General features: G+C 42.5%; 1 protein-coding gene. It reads right to left on the minus strand.

The annotated features are described in order from the left end of the window. The coding region (locus ABN217_RS20165) for an AIR synthase-related protein (RefSeq protein WP_349459993.1) at window positions 1-543 on the minus strand (543 nt) is incomplete at both ends.

Here is a 543-nt window from a genome sequence, read left to right on the forward strand (position 1 = left end):
CCCGACGTCAGCAAAACAAGCTTCAACATATTGTCTATCTTGTTGCTTAATTTGAATGACCGCACCTAACTCTTCATTGAATAGAGCCGCTAAAATATCTTCATCAAATTCGCTGATATCAACATTCACACCACAATCACCAGCAAATGCCATTTCAGCTAATGTGACAAATAGGCCACCATCAGAGCGGTCGTGATACGCTAACAATTTTTGTTCTGATAGTAAGTTTTGGATCACAGTAAAGAAACCTGATAGCAACCGAGGGTCACGAACATCAGGGGCTTTATTGCCTAGTTGGCGATACACCTGTGCCAATGCTGAGCCACCCAATGCATTATGACCCTGCCCTAAATCAACTAACATTAAAGCAGAATCTACATCCGTTTTTAATTCAGGTGTCACGGTTAAACGCACATCTTCAACACGGCCAAATGCACTGATCACCAATGATAATGGTGATGTCATTTCACGCTCTTCGCCATTTTCTTGCCAACGTGTTTTCATTGACATGGAATCTTTACCAACAGGGATCGTCAAGCCCAG

The organism is Proteus sp. fly-1067 (genome assembly GCF_040139345.1).
GTDB lineage: Bacteria > Pseudomonadota > Gammaproteobacteria > Enterobacterales > Enterobacteriaceae > Proteus > Proteus vulgaris_B.